This window comes from Terrisphaera buseokensis (assembly GCF_047521145.2).
Classification (GTDB): Bacteria; Verrucomicrobiota; Verrucomicrobiia; order Opitutales; family Opitutaceae; genus ER46.
Genome location: NZ_CM134186.1, coordinates 3028295 through 3049293 on the forward strand (window position 1 = coordinate 3028295; position 20999 = coordinate 3049293).

Sequence of the window (20999 nt, forward strand, 5' to 3'; positions counted from 1 at the left end):
GGAAGCGGCGTGGTTTACTTGTCCTGCTTTTTTTTGCGGGCCTTCTTCTCGCCCTTGGCGTCGCCGTCGTCGGCCGGCAGATTGCGCGGCTGGCGCGACGGAGCTTTCAGTTCGGTCTCCATCCCGAGGTCCTTTTGCTGCGTCATCCACGCGTCCAGTTCACGTCCCAGCTTCGCCTTGACCGCGGCCAGTTTGGGATCGGCGACGAGATTCTTCGTTTCAAACGGATCCGTCTCCAGATCGTAAAGCTCCTCGGCCGGACGGTGAAAAAGCCATTCGACCCGGGCGGCGAGTTTGGGATTGGTCCGGGCGTCGGCCTGCCACGACTCGATGAGTTCGCCTTCGTGGATGCCGCCGATGCTGTAGGTGTTTTGCGGCGCGAGATTGCGAATCAGCTTGTAGCGGGTGTCACGGGCGGCGCGGATCGGATACGGGGCCTTGTAACCGTTGATGCCGACGGTCGTGTGCTGGGCGAAGACGACGTCGCGGAGGCGATCGGTTTTACCAAGCAGAACGTCGAGGAAGTTCCTGCCATCGAAGCCGCGCCGGCCGGTGGCGTCGGGGCAGCCGGTATCGATCGCGAGCGGATCACCGCCGGCAGCGGCGATGAAGGTCGGCGCGACGTCCACGTATTGTATCAATGCGTTGCTGCTGCTGCCGGCCTTGATTCGGCCGGGCCAGCGCGCGAAGGCGGCGGCGCGGATGCCATTGTCGTAGAGCGACCACTTGCCGCCGTACGGGAAGCCGCTGCCCTGTTCGCTGAGGAAGAGCACCACGGTGTTGTCGCGCTGGTTCGAGGCGTCGACCGCGGCGAGGCAGGCGCCCACCTGAATATCCAGCTGGGAGATTTCCGCGAAGTAGGCCGCGAGTTGCTGCCGCGTCGTGGCGTTGTCGTGCAGATACGACGGAACGGTGATCTTCGCCGGATCGTAGAGGTGCTTCGGGCCGCGCGTGTACGGGCCGTGCGGATCGTGCGAAGCAAACACCGCGAGCCACGGCTGCGTGCGGTCGCGCGTGATGAAGGCGGCAAACGCGGCGGCGTCGTCCGCGTCGGGCGTGATCATCTCGTAGGGAAACGACTCCGCCGGTTTCACGTGCGTCTTGCCCTGCAGCCCGACGCGATAGCCGAGCGGCTTGAGGTGCGTGAAAATGCTGCGCGTCGGCGCATCCACCATGGTGTGGTTCGGATACGCGCCGCTGCGGATGGGAAACAAACCGGTGTACAACGCGTGGCGCAGCGGCGAGCAGGTCGGCGCGGGCGTGAACATCGCCTGCAGCGACATGCTCTCACGGGCGAGGCGATCGATGTTCGGCGTCTTGACGTCCGGACTGCCGGTGCAGCCGAGATCGCGCCAGTTGAGATCGTCCGCGATGATCAGCAGGAAGTTCGGCTGCTTGGGCGCGGTGGCGGCGAAGCCGGCCAGCGCCGCGAGGCCGGCCAGCAGGAGCAGGGCGGCAGCGCGGGCGAGGCGCCGGCCGGAGGAGGGGACGGGAATGGGCATGGGGCGGGAGGAAGCGCGGCGCGCGCACGCGGGCGCCGCGGGGAAGGGGAGAGCGGTCCCCGATTCCAACGTGGAACCGCCGCGCTGCAAGACCGCAGGCGCGGCGTGCGGGAGATTATACCAATCGCTCCTTGCTTTTGGACTTCTGGATCGATCGTGGCTACGAGCGCCAGCGAGTGGCCGAACGGCCACTCGCTGGCGCTCGTAGCCACGGCTAAAGTCCGAAAGCAAAGAGCGATTGATATTATGCCACGACCCGAGAAAGCTCCGTCCCGCGACACTCGGCGATCACATCGAATCCCGGCACCTTACTCCACGGTGACCGACTTCGCCAGGTTGCGCGGCTTGTCGACGTCGCAGCCGCGTTCGACCGCGATGTAATAACTGAGCAGCTGTACGGGAATCGATGCGACGATCGGCAGCACGGCTTCGTGGCACTCCGGAATCACGATGACCTCGTCGGCGAGACCCGCGGGCAGTTCGGCTTTTTCCGTGATGATGGCGATGATCGGACCCTTGCGCGCCTTGATCTCCTGCATCGAGGAAACGACCTTGTTGAAGATTTCGTTGTTCGGCGCGAAGAACACGCTCGGGCACTGCTCGCTGATGAGCGCAATGGGGCCGTGCTTCATCTCCGCGGCCGGATAACCCTCGGCGTGGATGTACGAAATCTCCTTCAGCTTGAGCGCGCCCTCGAGCGCGATCGGGAAGAGCGACAGCCGGCCGAGGAACAGCATGTCCGTCGCCTTCGCATATCGTTTCGCGATGTTCTGGATGTGCGGAGCCTGGAGGAGCGCCTTGCGCACGAGATCCGGCGTGCCTTTCAGCGCCTGCACCATCTGCGTGCCGTCGCTGAAGCTCATGTCGCGCATCCGCGCCAGGTAAAGCGCGAGCATCGCGCCAATCAACAGCTGCGACGTGAAGGCCTTGGTCGACGCGACACCGACTTCGGGACCGACGTGCTGGTAAATGCCGCCGTCCGCTTCACGCGCGATGGTCGAGCCGACGACGTTGTTAATCGCGAGCACCTTGTAGCCCTTGCGCTTCGCTTCGCGCAGCGCGGCGAGCGTGTCGATCGTCTCGCCCGACTGGCTCATCACGAAGAAGAGCGAGTTGCGGAAGAGCGGGGTGTTCCGGTAGCGAAATTCCGACGCGTAGTCGCATTCGACCGGGATGCGCGCGAACCGCTCGATCAGATGTTCTGTCACCATGCACGCGTGCAAGGCGGTGCCGCACGCGCAGAACATCAGGCGATCGACGCCGCGGAACTCGTTCGCGGAAATGTTGAGCCCGCCGAAGTTGGCGGTGCTGCCGTCCTCGGAGAAGCGGCCGCGCATCGCGTTTTCCAGCGCGGTGGGCTGCTCGAAGATCTCCTTCTCCATGAAATGGGAATGCGAGCCCATGTCCGCGTCGGTGATCGACCACGTGACCTTGTCGACGACCGGCTCGACCGTGCCCGCGTCGAGCGTGGTGATCGCGAAACTGTTGGCCGTCAGGTGGGCGATCTCACCGTCCTTCAGATAGACGACGCTCTGCGTGCGACTCACAATCGCGGATACGTCGCTCGCGACCAAGCTCTCGCCGTCGCCCAACCCGAGAATGAGCGGCGAGCCCTTGCGCGCCGTGACGAGCTCGCCCGGGGCGTCCGTCGCCATGATCACGATGCCGTAGGTTCCCTCGGTGTGGCGCAGCGTCTTGCGCACGCTCTCGACGAAACGGCTGTCACCGTTGGTCGCGACGGGTTCCTTCGCGTAGTGATAGGCGACGAGATTGCAGAGGACCTCGGTGTCGGTCTCGGACTTGAACGTGTAATTCTTCGAGAGGAGAAAGCGTTTGATCTGCGCGTAGTTCTCGATGACGCCGTTGTGAATGAGCGCGATGCGGCCGTCGCTGCTCACGTGCGGGTGCGCGTTTTCGTCGGTCACGCCGCCATGCGTCGCCCAGCGCGTGTGGCCGATGCCGTAGGTTCCGCTGAGTTTCTGCTTCGCGGCCTGCAGTTCCACGTTGGTCACGCGCCCGATCTTTTTCGCGACTTCGAACGCACCGTTGTGCAGCACCGCGACGCCCGCGGAATCGTAGCCGCGGTATTCGAGCCGTTTGAGTCCCTCGATGATGAGAGGGACCGCCTTCTGTTTGCCGACGTAGCCAACAATGCCGCACATAAGATTGATTCCGAAATGGAAGGGAGTGCCGCAACGTGCGGCACCCAATAGTCCATCAGCAAGGACGGACCAAGTGTTATGCCGTCATAACCCGGCGCGGGTAAAATACTGCTGAAAATCGCCGGACCGGACCACTACCCGAGCCGAATCAGTTCCTGCAGGCCGGTCTCGACGTCCACTTCGGCCCGAAATCCCAGCGCGGCCGCCGCAGCGTCCGAAGCTCCGAGCGAGTGGACAATGTCGCCGGTGCGAGCCGCGGCATGCGTGCACGCGGGCACTGCGGGGTACGATCGACTGAACACGCCGACCACGTCGTTCAAGGTCGTCGCGCGGCCCGTGCAGATGTTGGCGGCGCCGGAATCGATCCCGGGCTTCGTCGCGGCGATGACGTTCGCGCGCGCGACATCGTGCACGGAGATGAAGTCGCGGGTCTGCCGGCCGTCGCCGAAAATGGTGACGGCTTTGCCCTCGCGGTAGCGTCGGTCAAAAATCGAGATGACGCCCGAGTACGGCGACGCGGGATCCTGCCGCGGGCCGAAGACATTGAAGTAGCGCTGGCAGCGCACCGTGATTCCGAACGCGGCGCCATGACCGAGCAGCAGCGCCTCGCTGGCGAGTTTCGCGGCGCCGTACGGGCTGATGGGATGGGTTGCGGTCGTCTCGCGAATCGGGAGATCGGTGGCGTCGCCGTAGATGGCGGCAGATGACGCGAACACGATCCGGCGGACGCCGTGGAGCCGCGCGGCCTCGGCGACATGATGCGTCGCCTGGACGTTGAGCGCGTAGTTGAGCTCCGGATTCGCGATGCTTTCCTGGACGCTGACCAACGCGGCCAGATGGATGATGGCATCGGGGCGAACGCGGGCCACGATGTCGTTCAACTGGCCGGCGGCAGCGACATCGCGCTCGACCAGAGCGAAGCGCGGAGACGCGAGTGCGGCGGCGAGGTTGGCGCGACGGCCGGTGCGGAAATTGTCGACTCCCGTCACGTCGTGGCCGGCGGCCAGCAATTGATCTGCGGTGTGACTGCCGATGAAGCCGGCGGCGCCGGTCACGAGGATATGAGCCATGTGGGCTGGTTTTTGCTAAAAAGGGCTGGCGAAAACAAGGGTGGACGCAAAGGTGGAGGCCGGCTCTCCGAAACCCCCTTTCCATGACTCAACTCCTTACGACTCAAAAACGCGTGCTCGCGGTGATTATGGGCGGCGGACGAGGCACGCGTTTGCATCCTCTCACGCTCGAGCGCTGCAAGCCCGCGGTGCCGCTGGCCGGCAAGTACCGCCTCGTCGATATTCCGATCAGCAACTGTCTCAACAGTGACATCAACCGGATGTTCCTGCTGACGCAGTTCCAGACCGCCTCGCTGCACCGCCACGTGCAGAGCACGTATCACTTCGATCCGTTCGGCGGTGGCTTCGTCGACATTCTCGCGGCCGAGCAGACCGAGAAGGGCTCGGACTGGTATCAGGGCACCGCGGACGCCGTCCGCCGGAATCTCCTGCATTTCCGCGCGTTCCCGCACGACCTCGTGCTGATCCTTTCGGGCGACCAGCTGTACCGGATGGATTTCCGGAAAATCATTGAGGAGCATCTCGCGAACAACGCGGACGTCACGATCTCCACGATTCCGTTCCCGGTGTCGAAGGTCGAAGGCCTCGGGCTCACCCAAGTGAACGACGATCTATCGATCGCACGTTTCGTGGAGAAGCCGAAGGATCCGGCCGTCATCGACAGCCTCGCGATCAGTCCGAAGCTGCAGGCGATGCTCGAGACGAAGTCGACCGAGAAACAGTGCCTGGCGTCGATGGGCATCTACGTGTTCAACCGGCAGGTGCTGGCGGACGCGCTGGACAACACGATGAAGGATTTCGGCAAGGAGGTCATTCCCGGGCTGCTCGGGAAGAAGAAACTCTTCGCCCATATCTTCGAGGGTTACTGGGAGGACATCGGAACCGTGCGGGCGTTCTTCGAGGCGAATCTCGCGCTCGCGCAGCCGTTGCCGCCCTTCAATTTCTTCGAGCCGTCGGCGCCGATTTACACCCAGGATCGTTATCTCCCGGCGTCGAAGCTCAACAAGTGCGCCATCGATCACGTCGTGATCGGCGACGGTTCGATCCTGACCGACTCCTCGCTCAAGCACTGCGTGCTCGGCATTCGTTCGTACATCGGCGAAGGCAGTTATCTCGAAGACACCATCGTGATGGGGGCCGACTACTATGAGACCGAACTCCAGATGGCGGCGAATCTGGCGCAGGGCCGACCGCATCTTGGTGTCGGCCGGAACTGCCGGGTGAAGGGCGCCATCATCGACAAGAACACCCGCATCGGCGACGGCTGCGTGCTGTCGGCGGACGGCAAGGCTGACGGCACCTACGCCAACGGGCTCGTGATTGTGCGCGATGGCGTGCTCGTGGTGGCGAAGAACGCCGTGCTGCCCCCGGGAACGATCGTCTGATCGTTCCCCTTAGGTCCGGGCCGTGGCCTTCGGCGTGCGCGTAATAATCAGCACGCCCGCCACGATGAGGAACACAGAGTAGAACGTGCCGCGACTCACGCCGAGCAGCAGCGAGGCGTCGGGTTCGCGGAAGAGTTCGCCGATCATGCGCAGGGCGGAGTAGGCGATGAGAAACTCGCCGCTCAGCCGGCCGGGTTGGGCGCGTGCGACGTCGGTGCGCCAGAAACGCCACTGCATGAGCGCGAGCAGCACGACGCCTTCGAGCGCGGCCTCGTAGAGCTGCGACGGATGACGTGGCAGAATGAGATGCAGCGGCTGCCCCGGCGCGGCGCTCTGCGGAAAAATGACGGCCCAGGGGACGTCGGCGATTTTGCCGTAGAGTTCACCGTTGATGAAATTGGCGATGCGACCGAAGAGCAGGCCCGCAGGCGTGACTGTCACGATCAGGTCGCTCACCCGGAAAAGCGTCACGGTGCGTTTGCGCGCCCACCAGGCCATCGCGATCAATACGCCGAGAAAGCCGCCGTGGCTGGCCATCCCGCCTTCCCACACCCGGAAGATCGCCATCGGATCGGACCGCACCGAGTCCATTTGGTAGAGCGCGAAATAACCCAGCCGACCGCCGAGCAGCACGCCGGCGACGATGTAGGTCATGAGGTCGATGATGGCGCCGAGATCGAACGGCGAGCGGCCTGCCTTGTGGTAGCGGAAGAGCAGCCACGCGGCCGCGACAAAACCCGCGAGATAGGCCAGACCGTAGTAGCGAATGCCGACCCCGTCGGAGAATTCGATGAAGAACGGATCCCAGGTGTGAACCCAATACGCGAGCGGCATGGGGGATTCTTGGGCCCGGTCGGGCGCGACGCGCAATGCAGAAGCAACGCGGCCCGCCGCGGTCGATTCCGCGCGCGGGTGCAAATCAGCCTTGCGGCACGGCTGGGCGGGCGCGCTATGCTGAACGCATGAGTGACCTCAAACGCACGCCCCTCCGCGATTTTCATGCGGCGCACGGCGCCCGGCTCGTCGACTTCGCCGGTTGGGAAATGCCCGTGCAGTACCGCAGCATCCTCGAGGAGCACAAGGCCGTGCGCCGGACCGCCGGCCTCTTCGACGTCAGCCACATGGGCGAGGTCGACGTGCGCGGGCCCGAAGCCGGGCGTTTCCTGAATCACCTCGTCACGAATGACGTCGCGAAGCTTTTTCCCGGGCGCGTGCTGTATTCGCCGATGTGCTACCCGAGCGGCGGCGTGGTCGACGATCTGCTCGTCTACATGCGTGGCGCGGACGATTATTTTCTCTGCATCAACGCCGGCAACATCGACAAGGATCTCGCGTGGATCCGCGAGCAGGCCGCACGCTTCAACGTCACGATCACCGATCGCTGCGCCGACTACGCGCTGCTCGCGATCCAGGGCCCGAAGGCCGCCGCGATCGTGCAATCGCTCAGCGGCGCGAAGCTGGGCCTGGTGAAATATTATCACTTCAGCGAGGCGACGGTCGCCGGCGTGCATTGCATCGCGAGCCGCACCGGCTACACCGGCGAAGACGGCTTTGAGCTGTATCACGCCGCCGGTGACGCCGTGGCTTTGGCAACCGCGCTGCTCGCGGCGGGCCAGCCGCATGGACTCGAACTGGCGGGACTCGGCGCGCGCGACAGTCTGCGGCTTGAGGCGGGTTATCCCCTTTACGGTCACGAAATCACGGCGGACATCTCGCCGCTGACGGCCGGACTGGGCTGGACGGTGAAACTCGACAAGGGCGCGGACTTCATCGGCCGGGCCGCCTTGGTCGAGGAAAAGCAAAAGGGCGGGGCGAACAAAGTCGTTTTCTTCAAGACGGGCGATCGCCGCATCGTGCGCGCGGATACGCCGGTACTGGGCGCGGCCGGCACACCGGTGGGCCGCGTGCTGTCGGGCACGCTCTCGCCGCTGCTCAACGAGGCCATCGGTTCGGCGCTGGTGGAAAGCGTCCACGCCGCAGCGCCGTTGGCCGTCGACATCCGCGGCACCCGGCTCGCACTGCAGATCGTGAAGCCACCTTTCGTCGAACTGAAAAAAGTCTAGGAGCGTGCTTGCACGCCCGACTCCGAACGCTGAAATCGCGCCGGTCCCGCCTCGTTCCGTCCGATTCTCTTTTCCCCTTTCATGAGCACCATTCCCGCCGATCTCCGTTTCGCCAAATCGCATGAGTGGCTGCGGCTGGAAAGCGACGGCACGGCCACGATCGGCATCACGGACTACGCCCAAAATTCGCTCGGCGACATCACCTACGTGCAGGTGCCCAAGGTCGGCGCGACGTTCAAGGCCGGCGAAACGTTCGGCGTGGTGGAATCCGTCAAGGCCGCGAGCGATCTCTATGCGCCGGTCGGTGGCACGGTGGTGGCGGTCAACGCCGCACTCGACGCTGCTCCGGAAACCGTGAATCGCGCGCCGTACAGCGACGGATGGATGATCCGCGTGAAGCTGAGCGATGCGGCGGCGGCTGGGGCGTTGCTTGATGCGGCCGCCTACGGGCAGTTGGTCGGTTAAGCGAGGTCTGAGTCAGACGCCCTGGAGTGCCGGAAGTGATCGGCGGGCGCTGCGAGCAAAGAGGAACGCGCGCAAGTGCGGCCGCGTTTGGAGCGATTTTTGCGTCAGGAGAAACGAGGGAGGCGAGGGGCGGCAGAGAATGATAAATCCGCCTTGCACTTTGCTTCCGCGGCGTTTCGCTCGGCGCTCGGTTAACGGAGAGGTGGCTGAGTGGTCGATAGCGGCGCTTTGCTAAAGCGTTGTACGGGTAACACCGTACCGGGGGTTCGAATCCCCCCCTCTCCGCCAGCCTTCGCCAAGCCTACGGCTGGCAGGCCAGCTTACCGGTTCGACCTCTGTCCATAGGCGAAGGCTGCCCGCCGTAGGCTCGGCGAAGGGGGGCCGCCCAGCGACTCACTGCACGACGCGAGAGCTTTCTGATCTCAGCCGTAACCCAGCGAAATGTTTGAAATGGGTCCGAATGCGGCCAGAAATGGGTGCGTGAACGTTTATGGCTAGGTGACCGGGGCGGTTGACAGTGGCCCGCTCGAGCAATCAAGTTAGATAGGTAGCTCACCCCAGATTCCCCAATGAATGCTCCTGCTCTCCGCGGCCTCGCCATACTCGCTTTGCTCTGCCTTCTCCCGCGCGCCGGCGCGTTAACCGTAACTCAGCAATCCACAGATTCATTTTACAACTCAACGACGGGCTTCATTTTGACGTCGGGGACCACCTGGAAGCCATTTCTCCCTGATCCTGCGCTTACACTGCAAGCCATCTACGTGAGCGCCGAAATCTCCGTTACCGTCGAACAGAATGGCCTGAATTTGTACGGCCAACCGTTTACATATACGCCAAGTGTGAGCGCAGGGATCAACGCGTTTGTCGTAGGCCCGGCTGTCTCTGGCTTTACCCTGATTAGTGTCACTGAAAGTTTTTCTGAGAATCAAATTACCCTGCAAGTTGGGCAAGGGCACTCGACGAGCCACACGTTCCTAAGCTTTTTCAACTACGCTCCTTTGAGCCAATCGGTATGGAATCTGTTCTCTCCGGGGAATCCACCGACTGCGTTAAATCTTTCGATCTTAGCTGCAGGATCAAATCCATCTTTTGGCGCTGTAACAACGTCCGGGCAAATAGCCTGGACTCTGAGCTATCAGTACGGTGTACCCGACGTTGGTTCTTCAATCACCTTTTCCGCTATTGCGGTCGGCCTGTGCTTTTTGGTTCATTTCCGCAATATTCGCGGCCGCCAAACTCTGTAAGACGAGGCTGATCCACCGCCGAGGTAGTTGGAGTTCCCGTTGAGATACCGATGCGCAGCCGGGAGGTCGTCCTCCTCTGGTTCAGCTCCCCGCGCCGTGTCGTAGATGGGCCACGGCTTGTTGCCGAACCAGGCGGGCTTGCTCGAACGGAAAAGTGAAGCGGCAATCGTGTTTGCCCCGATGTCGCTTTCTCCGGTCGCGTAACCGGTCACGCCGCTCGCGGATGAGAGGTAGTAATTACGAATCTTATACGCCCCCTCGGCGACATCCTGGTCTAGCTCTTGGTAGCTGGAATTGTTTGGGTAGACCGTAATCGCCGTGCCGTTGGTCGGTAAATTTACAGCCTCACCTTCATTGCCGGGATTGCGAACATTGGTGACGGAATAGTTGCTCCCTGACTCTGAGCCCTGCGTGGGTGTCGCAAGAGCCACTCCGCCAGACCACCCGATATAAATTGCCCCTTGAGCGTTCTCGGCGTGCGCCTGAAAGCCGCCTGTGCCGCCCATAACGGCCATGGTAAGAACGCCGGCGGAAGTCCCACCGCCTGACGCGACGGTGCCCGTCCAGGTGCGTGGCGCCTTCGCATCCGGGTCCCACGCGACCCACCAATCGCCCGCGGTCGGTTTTGCTGTCCCGTATGAGTTGTTGTTACCGATGTTCGGTGTTCCCCACGCAGCGTAGAAATTTTGCGCTGTGATGTTCAGTGTGCTCTTGCCGAGAAAATTCCTCACCAACGACGCCTTATAGGTGAGCCGCTTCAGCTCGATGGCTCCTATGAGTCCAGTGGGATTGGCATCAGTCGGGTAATACGCCGTCAGCCAATTCCCGAAGATGGCGTCATAGAGCGACCCGCCGAAGTAGCCGTCGGACTTGACTTGAGGAACCATATTTCCCTCGTACAAATTGTGATAGTTCGTCGCTCCGTGGTTGATATTAAACACCGCCCTCTCCGCGTAATTGAAGGCGAACACGGACGCGTGCGTGGAGTAGTTTACTTCGATTGCCGGTGTGACGCCGACGAAAGCGTTGTCTTCAACCAGCCCCGAACTCGACCACTCAACCAAGAGACCGGAAGTGCCGGGGTTTCCCACAACCTGCGCCTCGTTGACGAGGCACTCACGCATTTCGTAATTCTTGCAGGTGTGGAAGTATACGCCGAACCGAGCGACGTTCTTAATCTCCACCCGGTAGAGCCACGGCTGAGTAACGTCGCTAAACCAGATGCCAAAGAGTGCGCTACCATTGTGCAGGGCTTCGTCAATGGTCAGGTTGGCCATTCCGATTTGTCCGTAGGTTAGCTGACCTGCACGAGCGTAGCCATCGGCCCCCGGTGGAACTGCAAAGATGATTGGCTTGTCGAAGTAGACGGTCTTCGTTCCGTAGTTGATAGACGTGACTGTCGCCAAGTGCATCCGCGAATATGAGTTCGCCCGAAACTGCATAGTGAACGGGTAGTCCCCCGCTTCAATCTGCGTGCGGTCCATGTTATCCGAAAGGAAGATAGCGATTGTCTTGCCGACGATAAAGTCATCGACAAGGTCAAGAGTGACTGAAGTGGAGCCTGTAGTCAGCCCGGAAGTGATGTCGTCCTGCGCGCCGTTGGGGTTTGATAGGCTTGTCCCGATACCGATCATGACCGCGGTCTGGCCACCATGATTAATCTTGAAAGTGGTGACTCCCATCCCGGCACCGTAGAGATCACAGTTCAGCGTAATCGTGTCCGTGATATTGTAGATGCCCGCGGGCGCATAGACGTAGCCGCTGCCGTTCGTGATGCGGGCAGCGTTCGCCGCACCGATAGCGGCCTGTGACGCAGTCACGCCCGTCGGATCTGCGCCGTAGTCCACGATACTGAATGCCGGCCCGGTAGGGTTGATCGGCATCGGGGTGATGTTTCCGACGCCGACCGTACTTGCATCGTTCACAACGCCAACAGTCCACGGGAGCGTGTGCGGAGCAGGTGGCAACGCTGCACCGAACGCCGACAGCGCGAGCACGAGGAAAAAGAAAATGCGTGCAGTCATGTTCGTACTTATTGGCGCCCGGCACCGTAAATAGCTGTGGCGTCCGCACCACTCAGCTCGGTGCTATAGACACGGGCGTCGTCTACTGTTTCGCCCACGATGCCGATGTACAAAGTTCCGTTCAGTAAGTTGTTATTACCAGCCTTGCCGTCGGACGTGAATGCAGGCGTCTGTGCGCTCCCATCCACGTAGGCCTTGATGTCCCCGGACACTGTAGAGTTGTCCAAGACTATCACGAAGTGGTGCCATGCCCCGGTTGATAGTCCTGAGACAGTGAACTGCTCCTCCCGTCCTCCGCCAGAATCATACAGCACAACATTAAGGGTACCGAACTGTTCATAAATGTGCCAAGAGCCGCCTCCTCCAGCACCATACTGGTTGGTGGCTATCACCCGCGCTGACCCGCTGCTCCACGTCGAAGAGTTAAGCCAGAAGGACATACTGATCGTCTTGATCCCGTAAGTGAGCGAGGAGGAACTGGACGCCTGAGCAGCGCCGTCAAGCAGAACGCTTCCGCCACTCTGCGTGCCGTCTGTTGTTCCGTTGGGACCAACATCCGCCGTGAGGGTCGCGCCGGAGGCGTTCATCTTCCACCAAAGGAGATCCGGTGTTGGCCCTCCACCGCCCCCGGCACCGCCGCGATGCACCACGCGGTTGCCCGCACCAAGCCACGCGAAGAACACGAAGACGAAGAAAACGATAATTTTCTTAGTCATAGGTCCCCCAGATTTCGACGAACATGTGCGCTGTCGTGCCGGACTTTGAGGAGAGTTCGACCCAAACGAAGGAGTTTGCCGGGATCGTGCCGTCGGAGAGTGTGCCGTCATCCTCAGTGCCGGTCGTCGAACTCGTGACCGTCAAGGCCTCGATGGTCGTGCCGCTTGTGCGATTGGTCCCGTGCTTGAAGGTGGCGACGATACTCGGCGACGACAAGCCGGAGCCCTCGTGATTGCCCGTGATCTTTGTGACCGTGAATGCGGCCGGCAGGCGTGTGATCGTGTAGCTCAGGCCGTCTGCGACTGTGTCGAGCGTGAGGGACAGCCGCTGAATGTTCGTCGTCTTCGTGACGACATCGGTTCCCACGTCGAACACCGGATCGCCGCCCGCTCCGGTGCCGTTCGTGACCGTCACGCGGTTCGATGTCCCGGTCAGCGTGCGGCCATTCACAGGCACGCCACCGGACGATACCGGCAGGAAGCCCGCCGAGCTCACGTTGTCGATCACGTCTGGCTTGCCGTCGTCGTCCGTGTCGCCGATGTGCAGCTGGTCGTAAATCGAGTTCTTCGAGAATGCAGTCGTCGTGGCGCCGTTGGCGGCGGAACTATAGGCCGTGTCGCTGACGTCGGTCTGCGCGTTCGAGAGCGCCCGGACGGTGGTGCCACCGTCGATGGTGTAGAGCGTCACGATCGTTTCGGATGCGGCCGCTGTCGAAATCGTCGGCGCGTTGCTGGTGACGCCGGACCAATCGATCACGCGGCTCCCGGTGCCGTCCTGGATAATGGTCAGTACGATCGCGCGGACGGTTGACCATGAGGTCACGGTGAGCGCACAGCTGGCTGAATTGAGCGTGAGCTTGTGGTTGCCGGTGGCGGCGCTGATCGCGAGTGCCGATCCGGCGTTCCCATGGTCCGTCAGATTGTCCAAACCGATATTCGCTCGCACCGTTGCCACGTTCGCGAAATCGGAGCCATTCGCCGATTTCTGGGCCGCACCCACGATGCGCGAGTCGTCGCCCGCCGCGACGGTGCCGGAGGTCGTGCCGACGTTGCGCGTGGCCGCGTTGCCCGCATCGGAGATCGTCGCCATCGCCTGCTGGCCCGTGTGATTTGCCCGGTTCTTCAGGTTGCCATCCGTGTCGTTCGCCGTCGCTCCGCTGGCCACACCATCGAGCTTCGTTTTGTCCGCGGCCGACATGTACCCCGCGGCGCTCGTCGTCGCGTTGGAGTGGCTGTGGTCGCCCGCGGCGACGTTGCTGGAACCCGTTCCGGTGTTCTTCCCGGCCGCGTCGCCTGCATCGGAGAGTTTCGAAATCGGGATCTGAGGAATGTCGCCGGCCACCAGGCGCCGGTAATCGCCGACGCCGGATCCACTCGCCGGGCCCGCCCAGACGTAGTTCTGCGTGGTACTCGCCAAGCTGAAGGTGAAGGCCGGCGTGCTCGTCGAGTTGGCGACCGACACCGTCGCCAAGCCGCTGATGTTGCCCGAGGACACGGCGGTCACGGTTCCGCTGCCGCCGCCGGTGCCATCATCCGAACCGTCGGCAAACCCGGCCGGTACGTTCATGAGCTGCGACCAATCCACTTTGCCGCCGGAGTTCACGCCACCCGAATTGACGGCGACCAGGCCTGCAGCCGAGGCCGCGCCTGTGATTCGTGAGTCGTCACCTGCAGCGACAGTGCCCGCCGTCGTGCCCGTGTTTTTTCCCGCCGCGTCGCCGGCGTCGGAAATCTTCGAACGCGGGATCTGCGGAATATCGCCGGCCACCAGAAGCCGGTAGTCGCCGGCGCCGGATCCGCTCGTCGGTCCCGCCCAAACGTAATTTTGCGTGGTGCTCGCCAGGCTGAACGTGAAGGCCGGCGTGCTCGTCGAGTTGGCAATCGAGACCGTCGCCAGGCCGCTGATGTTGCCCGAGGACACGGCGGTCACCGTTCCGCTCCCGCCACCGCCGCCGCCCAAGCCGTTGACGGTTGCTGCGGGATCCACGGTCAGTGTGCCGCCCGGCCCGATCACAAGCGTTCCTTCAATGGTCCAGGTGGCCCCGGATTTTAGGCGGTTCAGCGCACCGGAAAGGCTCAGGTCGCGAAGAGCCGTGGCCGCGCCGGCGACACACGTCGACAGCACGATGCAGAGAGACAAGCGCAGCAGTTTCATGGGCATTAAAGGATCGCAAGCCAACCGAACCGGTAGTCGCCGAGGACAGCGTCGCCGGGAATCGCATCGCCCAGGTCGACGGTGAATCCGGCTGCGGTGACCTGGTCGTAATTCACCGTCACTGAAATGGCTGGCGCGCCAGCCTTCTTCATCGCCCAAGCGTGTACCGTGGTGGGCGCGACAGCGAAGGCGGTCGCAAACGCAACGGGCACGCCCTCGAAATTCCCGGCGGCGAGATTCTTCGTGCCGCGCTTCAAAATGGCTGTGTCGGTGCCGCTCGTGAGGAGCGCGGCGGCCGCCGGGTACGCTGGCGTTGCCGGCGCCGGATCGGTCTCGTTCGTGTAGACCCCTTTGTTGACACGCGCCACAAACTGACGAGTTCGCCGTTTGCTGTTGCTGCTGTTCTGCACTTCCACGTCCACCGAGCAAAGAATCGCCGACTCCTCTCCAAATGCATCGCGAAGCGCGGTCGGCGTCAGGTCCAGATCTGCCTCGTAGTGCATTCCGTCCCCGTTATCCACGGCGACGAATCCAGTCGCGCTGAAGAGCAACGTCGCTGCGGATGCCTTGAGCTTGCCGGCAATTACCATCACCTCTCCCACGGCAAGTGTTTGCAGCGTCGGCGTGGTCCCGGCCGGGCCGGGCTGTACCAGCCACACGCGGACCAGGTGTTTGTCGCCCGATACCAAGATCGGCCTCTCGGCAGGCTGCAGGGTCGATTTCGAAGCGAGCAGCACAAAGTCGGGTGAGCTGCCGATGTTGAGGAAGAGGTCGATCGCGCGGTCCCAGGACATGTGAGCCGCCAGCGTACCGGAGCGCCCGCAATCCAGCCAAAGGGCGTGGGGCGGATGGGGAGCGTGGCGCGGCTATCTGCGGCGCTTGGGACGGCGCCGGATCGGGTTCAGGACGTCGGGAACTACGTTGTTGAGATAGGCCTGACGTTGGCCACATCCGGCGCAATTCTTCAGGTCGGTGCCGGCAACGAAGTCGACTGCCGCGGTGATCGGCTGTGCCATCATCGCCACTGCATCGCCAAGCCCAAGAGTGCGCGGAGCGCGGGGATTGGCGGTCCAGCGTGGCGGCTTGAGAGGACATGACGCCTCCGCGTTTTGGATTTCGATTTTCCCCGCGACATATTCAGCGCAGCGCGTGGGGCACGAAACGCAGAGATTGCGTCTGAGATCCACATGAATGCGAGGGAGGGTGTTCATGCCACAGTTATCGTCCAGCTACTGGTGCCGCCCACCGAGGCACAGTCGGGAATCACGACGAGCCGCACGGCGCCCACGAAGAAGAGCGTTAGGAGGAAACCGTTCGATCCCGTCACGCACCCAGTATCGAAGAGCAGAGTTCCGCCCTGCCAGACCTGGAACTGGTCTGCGATCGTGAAGGCATTAAAGTTGAACCCGTGCGTCGCTACATCCTGCGAATAGACCTCGATGTCGAGAGCACCGCTTCCGCTCAGGCTGAACCCACGGAGCGGCTGCAGCGCAGAGCCGCTCGCCACTGCGCTGAAGCCGCTGGATCCGCTCGAGTAATTGGCCGCCTTGATCCAGTAGTAGTAGGTCGTCTCTGGAGTCACTCCAGTGTCATCCCAGCTCGTGCCGGAGACTGCTCCGTTGACCAAAGTGGCCGTGGACGAATTGTTCACGGTATTGCGATATACCTCGAAGTAGTCGGCTCCGAACGAAGGGTCCCAGGATACGTGAATATAGGCGACTACCGTGGTTGAGGCAGCGACGTTGTCCGGGGCCGCCGGAGTATCAAATGGCCTGATGCCCGTGTCTGGTGAGCCAGCGTTGCTCACTATCAGATTCTTCAAGGAAACGACCCAATACCAGTAGGTGGTCCCGGGCACTACATCCGTGTCGTCGAACGAAGTCGCCGCTGTATCGCCGAGAAATGCGGCGGCGCCAAAGCTATTGCTGGTGTGGCGGTAGACCTTGTACGAATCGGCCTGACTATTCGCGGCCCAGGAGACCTGAATTTTAGTCGTGTCCGAGTCGCTCGCCACGACGGAACTCGTATCGCTGGGAGCCAAGGCGTAGCCGAAATCACTCGAAGAAAATCCGCTCGTGCCTGCCGTATTGGTGGCTTTGACGAAGTAGTAGTAGGCACCGGTGTCCGGTACCGCCAAATCCTCAAAATCAGAACTGGTGATTCCTGAATCGAGCAGCGTGGCCCCCGTCGTGGTGTTCGAAGAGTTCCGATACACGGAGTAGGAATCCGCTCCGTTCGGTGTCCAGGACACCACGACCTTGCCGACGTGGGCGCCATCCGTCGCCGAGACGTCGGTCGGGGCCGCCGGGGGGCCCGGGATGTATCCGACCGCCGGACCACCGGGATCACTATTGATGCTGTTGACTGTGGCGATGACCCAATAGTAGTAGTCATCGCCAGCGGACGTGCCGAAATGATCGACGCTTACTTGGGGCGAAACCGTAATGGTCAGCAGGCTGGCTGTCGCGAAATTGTTGACCGTGTTGTAAAAGACGAAGTATCCGCCGGCTCCCGAAATTGCATCCCACGAGATCGTGATTCGGTCCAAAAGATCGATTGTAGCATCGACGGAAGGAGCGGTTGGAATCGCCGTATAGCCGCTATCCGAAGCGCTGAAGGGCGACGGCGTACTGCCTTTGACGGCCTTTACCCAATAGTAGTAATCCTCGTCTCTGACGACCGTCAGGTCGTCGTAGGAGAGCGCAGTAAGACCGCTCGCGATCATCGTCGCCGTACTCGAGTTGTTGACCGTGTTTCGCCAGACTTGATAGGAGTCCGCATAGGTGACTGCGCTCCAGTAGACGCCGACATCACCAATCCAGTCGCCATCCGTCGCCACCACTCCAGTCGGCGCCTTGATTTGTGCGGCGCCGTGATCGGATGCTGAAAATCCGCTGGTGCCCGTCCCATTCGTTGCTTTGAACCAATAGTAGTAGTCCGTCTCGGGCACACCTGACGTATCGTCGTAGGAAGGCGTGCTGAGCCCGGTCGCGATCTGCGTGGCGCCGCCGCTGGTATTTGAGGTGTTGCGCCAAACGGAGTAACTGGTGGCGAATGCGCTGGCATCGGCCGTCACGGTCACCTTGCCAACGCCGCGCGTTGCCACGACGTTCGCCGGCGCCGCCGGAATCGGAGCGTGCGTCGTGTCGGAGGCGACGGTTGAAAACGCGCTCGTGCCGGTGTCGTTCACCGCCTTGATCCAGTAGTAGTAGGTGACGCCGCCACCGAGGCCTCCGTCCAAATATGATAGCGCGCCAGTCGTCGCGATGTTGGTGGCGGTGCTGGAATTGTTGACCGTGTTTCGCCATACCTCGTACCACTGCGCTCGTGCTGCGGCGCTCCAGTCTACGGTAATCTCGTAGTCCGTTTCGCTCGCTTCGGCGGTGACTCCGGCTGGGACGGCAGGTGTCGCCGCGGCGGCGTACCCACCCGCCGCGTGACTCGGAAGACTAAAGTTTCCCGTGCCGTCCTTGGCCACGACCCAGTAGACGTAGAAGGTCTCTGCCGCTGGAGGAGCATCGCTGTACGTGAGGCTCGAAGTGGTCGAACCGATGAGCGTCGCAGCACCGAAATTCTCGGCCGTGTTGCGATAGATGTCGTATCCTGACGCGCCAGCGACAGCCGACCAGTCGAGCGTGATTGAGTTCGTCGTGGAGAGCGATGCGACGACCCCCGCCGGAGGGAGCAGCTTTTTTCCTCCCACAATTCCACCGGTGGACGCACTGAATCCGCTCGTTCCCGCCGGGTTCACGGTCTTCAGCCAATAGTAGTAGGTCGTCCCTTCCGCGGCTGTGGCATCTTCGTAGACGTTGCCGATCACGTCGGCGATCTTGGATGCGCTGCCCGTCGTGTTGGTCGTGGATCGCCAAACCTCGTACGAGGTGGCGTCGCGACCGATCGTCCATGTTAGCTTGATCATGAGACGACGAAAGAGATCTCAGCCGGAGCGTCCGGAGCCGCTGCGGAATCGCACGAGCGCAAGACGGCAGTGATGCGAAACTTTCCGTTTGCCTGCGGTTCCGGCATCTCGAACCACGGGGTGAGCGGCCACGTCGTATCGTCTTCCGGATCGTAGGAACCTGGCACGACTTCGTCCCAACGCCACTTGTTCTGATCGTCAAAAATTTCAGGGGTGCCGTCGACGAAGTCATTCTCACCCGCGTCCCATACCAGCGGAATCCAGCTGATCGTCCAGCTGATGCTATAGCTGCCCGCGTCCGGCACCTTGAATTTCCAGCGGTAACGCATCTTGCGCAGGAGGAGTCCGATCAGGTCATCCGGTGCGACTCCTCCTGGTGCCACAATCTCACGGCGCTGCGCATGCGCGCCGAAGTTGGACGGGCTCGATCCACCACCCACACCGGACCAAGCTGCTGACCTGACGGCTTCCTTTATCTCCTGCAGCACATCTGCGACGACGATCGGGTTGAGCAAATGCTCGAATCCACCAGCCACGACCAGCTCGGACGTGACCGAATCATAAAGCGAAATTCCCTGAATCAGAATGTTGCTGATCGAGGTGTGCCAGGGGAAATCGTAGAAGCTGAGGAAACCGTCGTTGCACGAATCCGACCCGGCGACGACGTACGCATCTCCAGGTGGAAATGTGGGATTGCCCGCGTAGCCGCGAGAAAAGCAAAGCCCATTCTGACTCAGACCCAGCGGCAGGTACGAACAGTGGACTCTATTTTTTGTGATGACGGCTGAGCCGTGCTGTCCGGACCAGCCCCTCGAGATCGAGGTTCGAAAGTAGGTGGCCGCGGTGTCGAATCCCGGATAACCGTAGATCTCGGCGATTTTCTCGCTCACCTGGTACTCCATGACAGGCACCGGGCACGCTGGCTCGGCGCAGCACCCACAGTCGGCGAACCCGGGTACGAAGAATATCGATTCCATCGCTCACACGCTGCCAAAAAGGTGGACATCCTCACCGCACATCAGGTGCTGGAGTGATCCGGACACTGCTTGGTTGATCGCCGTGACGGCGCTGCTGGCGACGGTCACGGTCGCCAGCGTGATGTACCCGTGGGTCGCATCGGCGGCCGGCAACGTCGTGTCGTTGTGGATACTGGCGGACGTAATGAGCCCGGTTCCGTCGACGACGACCGCGAGGTAGACGATGCCGCTCGCGACCGTCAGGACCGGGGGCGTTGCGTCGTCCAGGGCGGTCCCACCGATTGTGGGGGTGATGCTGTTCACCTGGCCGAACTGCACGGCGACCTTGGCGGTCGTCTCGGTGGTGGCATCCGTCACCAGAAACGGATGACCGATTTGTGCAGCAATTCTGGATACCGCTTCCGCCGCCTCGAACACCGTGCCGCCGGCGTACTCACGCACGCGCACGCCGGGCCCTGATCGAGGCGTGATCGCGCGGAGGTATCGAACGACTTGCGCGGCCCAGGCGCCGTCGAGCTTGTCTCCGGGGCGTGGCTCGCGCGGGAGTTGCATTGTCAGATGACGCCGGTGTAGAGATCGGCGTCGATCTCCTTGGCGCCGGTCCATTCTCTCACGCGCTCCCAGCCGGCAGCGGGTGCCTGGCGGATACCGCGATCGCCGGTCTGCAGCCATTGGTATCCCGAAGGAGCGCCGCTCACGGGAGCCGTCGTCGAGCGCTGGCCGCAATGTGACACCGTCGGCGCCGACGTTCCGCGCTCGGTCAGCCGAGCGACGGGCGCGGCCACCACATAGCTTTCGATCCCCTTTCGGAGCTTGCCGACGAAGTGTTTCGCGTTCGCGGAGCACGCATCGTAGTTTGCTGTGCTCGGTGAATCCTTCCACGTCTGGATCTTTCGCCTGTCATCATCAGTCAGCTCCTTGCTGCCGCCTGTCGTATAGAGGGAGTGCTGAATCAAGGGCCGTTCCAGCAAGGTCCAATCAACCTCCACCGTGGTGTTGTTCGCGATGAGCGTCACGCCGGCATCACCCTCGTTCGTATAGACGACGGTGAGCGTGCCCGCTCCGTCCTCGCCGGCGCCGTCCGGCTGACACTCCACCGAGTTCGCGTAAACCAGTTCGCCCGAGGGCTCGAAATCGAATGCGCCGAGCGTGATCGAGTCACCAGTGTCCGGACCGTAAGTACGCAGGTCGACGTACGGCCCGCGAAACACGAACGTGAGCGTGGATCCGCGTGCGCTGCGCTTGAATCGCGGATACGTGGGCGCGAGGAAGATTCCGCCAGAGCCCCGCCATTTGGAGTGAACGGTGGTGGGCATG

General features: G+C 62.2%; 16 protein-coding genes and 1 tRNA gene. 5 read left to right on the forward strand and 12 right to left on the reverse strand.

Features of this window, described 5'->3' with window-relative positions:
• Positions 1-14: 14 nt before the first annotated feature.
• From ACLJEU_RS11220 to ACLJEU_RS11230, 3 genes are all read right to left on the reverse strand, one after another.
• A complete protein-coding gene (locus ACLJEU_RS11220) occupies positions 15-1502 on the reverse strand; it encodes a sulfatase family protein (protein ID WP_414664921.1) in 1488 nt (495 codons plus the stop codon).
• 308 nt (positions 1503-1810) lie between these two features.
• Positions 1811-3664, reverse strand: coding sequence for a glutamine--fructose-6-phosphate transaminase (isomerizing) (glmS, locus tag ACLJEU_RS11225; RefSeq protein ID WP_414664920.1), 1854 nt, complete (start codon positions 3662-3664; stop codon positions 1811-1813).
• 134 nt (positions 3665-3798) lie between these two features.
• Positions 3799-4734 (reverse strand): NAD-dependent epimerase/dehydratase family protein, encoded by a 936-nt coding sequence (locus ACLJEU_RS11230; protein ID WP_414664919.1) that lies wholly within the window; start codon positions 4732-4734, stop codon positions 3799-3801.
• An 83-nt stretch (positions 4735-4817) separates the two neighbouring features.
• Here ACLJEU_RS11230 and ACLJEU_RS11235 point away from each other — a divergent pair, with 83 nt between their 5' ends.
• Positions 4818-6119, forward strand: coding sequence for a glucose-1-phosphate adenylyltransferase (locus ACLJEU_RS11235; protein ID WP_414664918.1), 1302 nt, complete (start codon positions 4818-4820; stop codon positions 6117-6119).
• Positions 6120-6128: 9 nt separating this feature from the next.
• Here ACLJEU_RS11235 and lgt read toward each other — a convergent pair whose 3' ends face one another.
• Positions 6129-6953, reverse strand: a complete 825-nt coding sequence (gene lgt, locus ACLJEU_RS11240; protein ID WP_414664917.1) for a prolipoprotein diacylglyceryl transferase — start codon at positions 6951-6953, stop codon at positions 6129-6131.
• Between the two features lie 128 nt (positions 6954-7081).
• Between lgt and gcvT the strand changes: the two genes are divergently transcribed.
• From gcvT to ACLJEU_RS11260, 4 genes are all read left to right on the forward strand, one after another.
• Entirely contained in the window at positions 7082-8182 is a 1101-nt protein-coding gene (gcvT, locus tag ACLJEU_RS11245; protein ID WP_414664916.1) for a glycine cleavage system aminomethyltransferase GcvT, read from the forward strand.
• Positions 8183-8263: 81 nt separating this feature from the next.
• The gene (gcvH, locus tag ACLJEU_RS11250) at positions 8264-8647 is read left to right on the forward strand and encodes a glycine cleavage system protein GcvH (RefSeq protein ID WP_414664915.1); all 384 of its coding nucleotides are present in this window, start codon (positions 8264-8266) and stop codon (positions 8645-8647) included.
• Positions 8648-8843: 196 nt separating this feature from the next.
• Positions 8844-8935 (forward strand) — tRNA-Ser (locus tag ACLJEU_RS11255).
• A gap of 281 nt (positions 8936-9216) precedes the next feature.
• The gene (locus tag ACLJEU_RS11260) at positions 9217-9891 is read left to right on the forward strand and encodes a hypothetical protein (RefSeq protein WP_414664914.1); all 675 of its coding nucleotides are present in this window, start codon (positions 9217-9219) and stop codon (positions 9889-9891) included.
• On the opposite strand, the gene ACLJEU_RS11265 is transcribed toward ACLJEU_RS11260, so the two are convergent.
• The 8 genes from ACLJEU_RS11265 to ACLJEU_RS11300 form a co-directional block, all read right to left on the reverse strand.
• On the reverse strand, positions 9855-11915 hold the full coding sequence (locus ACLJEU_RS11265) for a glycosyl hydrolase family 28-related protein (RefSeq protein ID WP_414664913.1): 2061 nt from the start codon (positions 11913-11915) through the stop codon (positions 9855-9857). The genes ACLJEU_RS11260 and ACLJEU_RS11265 overlap by 37 nt on opposite strands.
• Before the next feature lie 8 nt (positions 11916-11923).
• On the reverse strand, positions 11924-12631 hold the full coding sequence (locus ACLJEU_RS11270) for a LamG-like jellyroll fold domain-containing protein (RefSeq protein ID WP_414664912.1): 708 nt from the start codon (positions 12629-12631) through the stop codon (positions 11924-11926).
• The gene (locus ACLJEU_RS11275) at positions 12624-14945 is read right to left on the reverse strand and encodes a beta strand repeat-containing protein (RefSeq protein ID WP_414664911.1); all 2322 of its coding nucleotides are present in this window, start codon (positions 14943-14945) and stop codon (positions 12624-12626) included. The genes ACLJEU_RS11270 and ACLJEU_RS11275 overlap by 8 nt, the downstream gene beginning before the upstream one ends.
• A 707-nt stretch (positions 14946-15652) precedes the next feature.
• Complete coding sequence (locus ACLJEU_RS11280; protein WP_414664910.1) at positions 15653-15997, reverse strand: hypothetical protein; 345 nt, start codon at positions 15995-15997, stop codon at positions 15653-15655.
• Entirely contained in the window at positions 15994-18705 is a 2712-nt protein-coding gene (locus ACLJEU_RS11285; protein ID WP_414664909.1) for a fibronectin type III domain-containing protein, read from the reverse strand. The genes ACLJEU_RS11280 and ACLJEU_RS11285 overlap by 4 nt, the downstream gene beginning before the upstream one ends.
• Positions 18702-19595, reverse strand: a complete 894-nt coding sequence (locus tag ACLJEU_RS11290) for a hypothetical protein (RefSeq protein ID WP_414664908.1) — start codon at positions 19593-19595, stop codon at positions 18702-18704. The genes ACLJEU_RS11285 and ACLJEU_RS11290 overlap by 4 nt, the downstream gene beginning before the upstream one ends.
• Positions 19596-19685: 90 nt before the next feature.
• Positions 19686-20234 carry a hypothetical protein gene (locus tag ACLJEU_RS11295; protein ID WP_414664907.1) on the reverse strand — a complete coding sequence of 183 codons (549 nt, stop codon included), beginning with the start codon at positions 20232-20234 and terminating at the stop codon, positions 19686-19688.
• Positions 20235-20236: 2 nt separating this feature from the next.
• Entirely contained in the window at positions 20237-20998 is a 762-nt protein-coding gene (locus ACLJEU_RS11300) for a hypothetical protein (protein WP_414664906.1), read from the reverse strand.
• Position 20999 lies beyond the last annotated feature (1 nt).